Genomic DNA, 7,330 nt, shown 5'->3' with positions numbered 1-7,330 from the left:
CAATTATATTTATCTCTCATCGATTATGGGAGATAAATAGTATTTGCGATCATGTTGTAGTTTTTAGGAATGGTGAAACGATTGGGAATATTGATTTTATAGCAGATGGTAAAAACGATTCAAAAATTATATCCATGATATCTGGTAAGGATGACTCGGAACTGGTGAGTGCGGACAGAGAATTCATACAAGAAGAATCAGAGGAGTATATGCTCGAACTAAAAGAGCTTAAGTTAGGAAGGGTATTTAATGATATCAACATATCCATTCAAAAAGGGGAGATAGTTGGTATTGGTGGGTTACAGGGACAAGGTCAAGAGGAACTTTTACTAACTCTTTCTGGTCTTTATAGAAGGGATGCAGGGAGAATCGTGGTGGACGGCAAAGAGCTTAATCTAAAGCATCCAAAACAGGCGGTAAGAGAAGGGATGGTATTGGTACCAGGGGATCGTCATAAAGAAGGGTTGTTTTTACAGCATAGTGTATACCTTAATTTGATTTTCCCTCAACTTTCACTAAAAAAAACCGGCTTCTTCCTAAAAATGAAGAGAAAGAAATTTGAAGCAGATGATGTAATAAATAGAGTTGATATTGTTCCTAAAGATGGACATAAATTAGTTCAGTTCCTTAGTGGAGGAAATCAGCAAAAAGTTGTTGTAGGTAAGTGGATTCCATTATCACCAAAGGTTTTATTATTAAGTGATCCTACTAAGGGTGTTGATATAGGTGCCAAAAAGGAACTTTACGATACAGTTAAAGGCTTAGCAAATTCGGGAGCTTCTGTTTTATTGTATGCAAGTGACAATAAAGAACTTATGGATGCTTGTGATAGGGTACTTATTATGTTTGAAGGTAAAATTGTTGATGAAATACACAGGTCCGATTTCAGTGAGGAAAGATTTATATCATCGTCGCTCCTTAGCAATAATGCATAAAAAAACAAGTTAATTAGAGTTGAGGTGGGTGTTTCATATGAATCTATTGAGTCATGCTAGAAAATATGAGTTGTTGTCAGTATTCACTGTGTTTATTGCAGTTATCCTTGTTAATGCTTTCTTACAGCCAAATTTTTTTAGTCTTAATGTATTTAAATCTAATTTGGCAAGCTTTACACCACTGGTTTTAGCAAGTATGGCGCAAGCTGTTGTAATTTTAGTAGGTCGTATTGATTTATCTATCGGAACTGCGATTACGTTAGCAACTGTGATCATGGCTTCCGTAATGAGTGATTCATTAATTAGTATTTTGGTAGGAATATTTATTGCAGCATTAGCAATTTTGGCGGTATCAATTCTGAATGGATTTACAATTGGATACTTGAGACTCCCTGCTATTATATCAACCTTTGCTGTATCTTCCATATGTTATGGGGTTGCTTTAGTAATCATGCCACAACCGGGTGGTTATATTCCTTACGTCTTTTATCAAATTTATCAGTCTAGTATCCTTTATATTTTACCTTCTTCATTACTAATCATCATTCTTGGTCTCGTTATTTGGAGTTTTATCAAGAAACGAAAGATATATCGGTACATCTATGCAGTTGGTGGGGATGAGCAATCCTCCTTTGCCAATGGAATTGATATTCGAAAGGTAAAGCTTATTGCATTTATCATCTCAGGAATTTTTATCTTATTAACAGCACTTGTTGTAGCCGCTCAGACTTCGACAGGTGATGCGAATATAGGAAAGGCATTTACATTAAACTCGATAGCTGCTGTCGTAATCGGTGGAATCAGCCTTCGAGGAGGTAAGGGTCATCTCATTGGAGCGGTAATTGGTGCACTAACCATAGGATTCATCTCCAACATTATATTCTTTGCAAATATTTCATCCTTTTATCAAGATCTAATCAAGGGATTAATCATTATCTTCGCTCTATCGTTCTCTATACTTCCTTCAGTAAAAAAGAAGGAATATACATCTACAAGGGGGTAACTATGAATAATTTACAAACCAATCAAAAAAAATTTCAATTGGAAATGAGTTCTTTGGGAACAAAATTATTTAGTTCCCCAACTGTGTGGATTGCTTATTTGTTAGTTATTTTATTGTTTATTATTGGACATCTCGTATCACCGGGTTTTTCATCCTTTTCTAATATTATGAATGTGTTGAATATATCCGCTCTACTAGGGTTTATTGCATTAGCTCAAACTCTAGTGGTGTTATCTGGTGATGAGGGAATTGATTTATCCGTTGGAGCAACGGCTTCATTAGGTGCTGTTATGGGGACTCAAATTATTAACGGCTTTGACAAACAAATTATAGTAGCTGTTCTTGCTGTACTTGTTACAGGATTTTTAATTGGATGTATAAATGGGGGAGGGATTGCTTATTTTAAAGTTCCACCATTAGTTATGACTCTTGCAATGGCAAGTGTCATTCAAGGTATGGCACTTGTTTATACTAATGGTCAACCGAAAGGTATGGCTTCACCAGCACTAAAAGCACTTGGTGTAGGAAATACATTTGGTGTTCCAAATCTTATTCTTCTTTGGATTTTCATTATGATTATTATGGGAATATTTTTGAAGCAAACGAAGTGGGGAATGATTTTATACGGATTAGGTACTAATCGATTAACAACTGAATTGTCTGGTGTGAATACGAAAGTCTTTCAAATGATGATTTATGGAGCAAGTGGGGCAATTGCTGCTTTTAGTGGATTGTTACTAATAAGTTATACGGGAACCTCCTATTTAGATATTGGTACTACATATATGTTACCTTCTATTATTGCGGTGGTAATAGGTGGTGTTTCCCTTGCGGGGGGTCTAGGAAGCTATAACGGTTCGGTTGCTGGAGTGATCTTACTAACGACCTTAAGTAGTATCCTGATCACCTTAAATATAGACGAAGGTGGAAGACAAATTGTTTATGGTGTAGTCCTTTTAATCCTTTTAATAATCTATGGGCGTAATAAATGAAAGGTGGTATAAAAATTGAATCGTTATTCGGTAGAGAATTTAAGTAGAGAAGGTTTTCAGGTTATTCATTTGATTGATAAAGAAAGTGATTCAAAAGCTGAAATTGTCCCCGGAATTGGAAATAATCTATTTCAATTTAAAAGCTTTGGAAAGTCAATCATTTCGGCTCCAGATAATCTAGAAACTTTAAAAAATGAAACATTTGCAAATTTTAAGTATGGTACACCCATTCTTTTCCCACCTAATCGGGTTAAGGATGGAAGCTTTACTTTTAAAGGAAGGAAATACCATCTTCCAATTAATGAACCACCTTCAAATCATTTACATGGTGAACTATGTTCTAGGCCTTGGGAGATATCCGATTATGGTACATCGAATGATAAGGGTGCCTATGTAACTTGCACTTTTAGTTATTCAAAATATCCGGATATTCTTTCATATTTTCCTCATGAACTATTATTTAGTGTTACTTATGCTTTATTAAATGGAAAATTATTAATGAAGACTAGGATTACAAATAAGGGTGAGGATGAAGCGCCTTTTGCATTTGGGCTCCACCCGTATTTTAATATTCCATATGAAAAGGAAGAAGAAATTCTTCTAACTATTCCGTCCGAAAATGAATGGCCAGTGACGAATGAAGCGTTTGTTACGGGAGAACCATCTAATACGTCTTTTAGTAAAGAACTTAATAAAGGCGTAAATATAGCAAATTATCCTAAATTAGGCTGCTCCCTAGTAACTATTAAGGATCATAACTTTCCTTGTCGCATAGATCTAAAAAATAATGACTACTCTATTTTTTTTGAAATTGATAAAAAATTCCCATTTGTAGTACTGTTTCGTCCCGATTGGGCATCTTCGTATTCTATCGAGCCTTATACCTATGTTACTGATGCTTTTAATTTACCGTTTAACGAAGCTGTATCCGGCGTTCAGGGATTAAATCCAGGTGAAAGTCTTGTTTATCAGACAAAATTATGGATAAAAACGAAAGCGCTTTAATTGGTATAAAAAATACACCCATGAAGTTTATTTTATAAGTCGGATATGTAAGAGGGGAGGGGTATGATAAAGATATCTTAATAAGAAAAGGGGGATGGCATAGTTGACTTCACTAAATTTAAATATTGAACCTGAAATGCCGAAGAGGAAGGATTACAGGATCGGATGCATAGGTTCCGGTTTTATTATGAGAGATTGCCATTTGGTAGCCTATCGAGCTGCTGGATTTAATCCTATTGGTATTAGTTCAAGAACTTACGAAAATGCAAAAGCTGTAGCAGAGCTTCATGGAATTCCCAATGTTTATCTTAACTGGAAAGCACTTGTTGATGATCCACAAATTGAGGTATTGGATATTGCAATACCACCTGATAAACAGCTTGAGGTTGTACAATATGCTGTAAAACAAAACCATATAAAAGCAATTCTCTGTCAGAAACCACTAGCAATGAATATGCAGGAAGCTAAACAAATAGTTGATCTTTGTGAGAATGCAGGAATTAAACTCGGTGTCAATTCTAATATGCGTTATGACCAATCAATTCGAGCACTTAAAACTTTAATAGATAATGATTACTTAGGTACACCAGTACTTGCAACCATAGAGATGCGTGCAATTCCTCATTGGCAGGATTTTCTTCATAAATATGAACAAATAGAGATTTTAAATATGGGTATCCACCATGTCGACACATTCCGTTACCTATTCGGTGACCCTGTGAAGGTAACGGCTGTTGCTAGAAGGGATCCACGAACAACGTTTAAACATATTGATGGAATTTCACAGTATACGTTTCAATATGAAAACGAATTAATGGCTACTAGCTTGGATGATGTGTGGGCTTGGCCAGGTGAAGGAACAGAACCGGATATGTATATTAAGTGGAGAGTTGAAGGATTAGAAGGAATGGCACAAGGAACAATTGGGTGGCCATCATATCCTGAACGAACACCAAGCACTCTTGAATATACGACAAAGAAGTCTCCAAATAAATGGTACAGACCTACTTGGGATAAAGTTTGGTTCCCTGATGCCTTCCAGGGTACAATGGCACAGCTTCTAGTAGCTTTAGAGAATGACACTGAACCTGAAATAGGTGGAAGAGATAATCTGAGGACAATGGCATTAATAGATGCATGCTATGCATCTATTGAAAAGGAAAGTACAGTAGAATTTAATGAATTTGTGAATCAATTAGTACTGAAATAATTATTAGGAGGAATGACAGATGTTGTCAGTAGGTATTTTTAATGGTTACTATCCTTATACATTAGAGGAATCAATTAAGAGAATTCAAAGAGACGGTTTTTCTTGCGTACAACTAGATTTATCCTTTAAGGACATGGATCTTTCATTTGAATCAATGAATAAACAAAAAGCAAATCATATTCGAGATGCATTTCGAGATGCAAATTTACCGATTGTGTGTATTTCTGGTTATACAAACATTATTCATCCAGATCCAATAAAGAGGGAAGAGAACTTGTTTGGATTGAAAACACTATTAAAACATGCTCGGGATTTAGGATCCCCCTATGTAATTAGTGAAACGGGAACATTTAATACAGAAAGTGACTGGGTTTGGGATGATAAGAATGGTACAGATGAAGCATACGAGGAAGTTTGTAAAACATTAGAAGATCTGGCTAAATTTGCTTATGATCATGGATCTGTATTTTTAGTAGAAAACTATGTTAATAATGTCATTGGTTCGGTTGATCAACTAACTCGGTTATTCTCTGATGTAAATCATCCTGGACTTGGCTTATTAATGGATCCTACAAACTATTTCACTGATAAAAATATTAATCATGTTGATGAGGAAATTAATCGAATTTTTAACACTCTGGGTGACAAAATTAAAATCGCCCATGCTAAGGATTGTAAACCAGCGGAAGATTTATCGGAAAAACATGCAGATATTGACGCAACAGAATCCCATACATTTAGAGGTGCTGGTGCAGTTGAACTACCTGCACCTGGATTAGGTATTTTAAACTATGATCTATATTTACAAAGACTTTCTCAACTACATCCTAATATTCCAATTATTATTGAACACTTAGATGAAGAAGATATTCCTAGAGCAAAGAAATTTCTCGATGAAAAATTAAAAGCAAACGGCTGTTAATAGGGCTCAAATAAAAAACAAGATAAGCGCGATACTAGTGCTTATCTTGTTTTAATAAAAGAAAAGGGGGAACTAAAAAATGTCACAAGCACAGCGACGCGATTATAGCTTAACGGGACCAGAAAGTCGTCGAGCACAAGAAAAAGGACTTGTTTCAGCGGAGTGGTATATGACACCTATTCCTCGTAAACGAATGAAGGAATTAATGAAGCGAAAAAATGGTCCTGCAATACGTGATACTTTTATATGGTTCGGAGGATTAATCATTTTAGGATTTTTAGCTTACCTCTCATGGGGAACTTGGTGGTCCATTCCTGCATTCCTTGCTTACGGGATATTATATGCTACCCCAGGAGATTCGAGGTGGCACGAGTGTGGGCACGGTACTGCATTTAGAACTCCATGGATGAACGAAGTAATGTATCAAATAGCTTCGTTTATGGTATTACGTTCAGCAACACCATGGAGATGGAGTCACGCTAGACATCATACTGATACAATCATTGTCGGTCGTGATCCTGAAATTATCACTGAAAGACCACCAATCTGGAAAATACTAATTTTAGAAATCTTTCATTTATATGGTGGTCCGATTGAAATTAAAAGATTTATTCTTCATACGTTTGGAAGAATGGAAACTCAGGAAAAGGAGTATATTCCCGAGTCGGAATATCGTAAGGTCTATTGGGAAGCCAGGGTTTACATGTTAATCATTTTATCTGTATTTGGAACATGCATATACTTCGGAAGTATACTTCCAGCAATGTTTATCTTCCTTCCTTCTTTTTATGGTGCAGTTGTTGTTATTTCATTTGGTATTACCCAACATTTAGGCCTTTATGAAGATGTACTAGACCATCGTTTAAACACCCGTACAATTTACATGAATCCTATTTTTAGATTTTTGTATTGGAATATGAATTATCACACTGAACATCATATGTTCCCAATGGTGCCCTATCATGCGCTACCAAAGTTGCATGAGGAAATGAAACATGATTGTCCGGCTGCTAGACCGAGTCTTTTCGCAGCGCTAAAAGAAGTTATTAACGCACTTCGAAAACAAAAAGATGATCCAGCACATGTAGTGGTAATGCCATTACCTAGCACTGCGCGCCCATATTTGTATGGGGTACAGCAGGAATTAGAAATTAGGGGGGATAAAATTGGACCTAAAATGGGTTGAAGTATGTGATGCAGAAGATATTGAAGTGGAAGATGTCATTCGATTCGATCATGGAAATGATACGTATTGTGTGTACC

7 protein-coding genes are annotated in these 7,330 nt (G+C 35.9%); all 7 read left to right on the top strand.

What is annotated here, in order from left to right; translation table 11 throughout:
• On the top strand, window positions 1-935 hold a 935-nt coding region (locus V7147_RS21305), incomplete at its 5' end, for an ATP-binding cassette domain-containing protein (protein ID WP_335369817.1).
• Window positions 936-972: 37 nt separating this feature from the next.
• Entirely contained in the window at window positions 973-1,938 is a 966-nt protein-coding gene (locus V7147_RS21300; protein ID WP_335369816.1) for an ABC transporter permease, read from the top strand.
• 2 nt (window positions 1,939-1,940) lie between these two features.
• Window positions 1,941-2,930: an ABC transporter permease gene (locus V7147_RS21295; protein WP_335369815.1), complete on the top strand. Its 990-nt coding sequence runs from the start codon at window positions 1,941-1,943 to the stop codon at window positions 2,928-2,930.
• 15 nt (window positions 2,931-2,945) lie between these two features.
• Window positions 2,946-3,935, top strand: a complete 990-nt coding sequence (locus V7147_RS21290; RefSeq protein ID WP_335369814.1) for an aldose 1-epimerase — start codon at window positions 2,946-2,948, stop codon at window positions 3,933-3,935.
• Between the two features lie 103 nt (window positions 3,936-4,038).
• A complete protein-coding gene (locus V7147_RS21285; protein ID WP_335369813.1) occupies window positions 4,039-5,145 on the top strand; it encodes a Gfo/Idh/MocA family protein in 1,107 nt (368 codons plus the stop codon).
• Between the two features lie 19 nt (window positions 5,146-5,164).
• A complete protein-coding gene (locus V7147_RS21280) occupies window positions 5,165-6,067 on the top strand; it encodes a sugar phosphate isomerase/epimerase family protein (RefSeq protein WP_335369812.1) in 903 nt (300 codons plus the stop codon).
• A gap of 79 nt (window positions 6,068-6,146) precedes the next feature.
• The gene (locus V7147_RS21275; protein ID WP_335369811.1) at window positions 6,147-7,253 is read left to right on the top strand and encodes a fatty acid desaturase family protein; all 1,107 of its coding nucleotides are present in this window, start codon (window positions 6,147-6,149) and stop codon (window positions 7,251-7,253) included.
• The last annotated feature ends 77 nt before the right edge of the window (window positions 7,254-7,330 follow it).

Source organism: Bacillus sp. JJ1521 (assembly GCF_036965165.1).
Taxonomy (GTDB): Bacteria; Bacillota; Bacilli; order Bacillales; family Bacillaceae_L; genus Ferdinandcohnia.
Note: the sequence above shows the minus strand (reverse complement) of the source record. Positions and strands in the feature narration are given on the sequence as shown.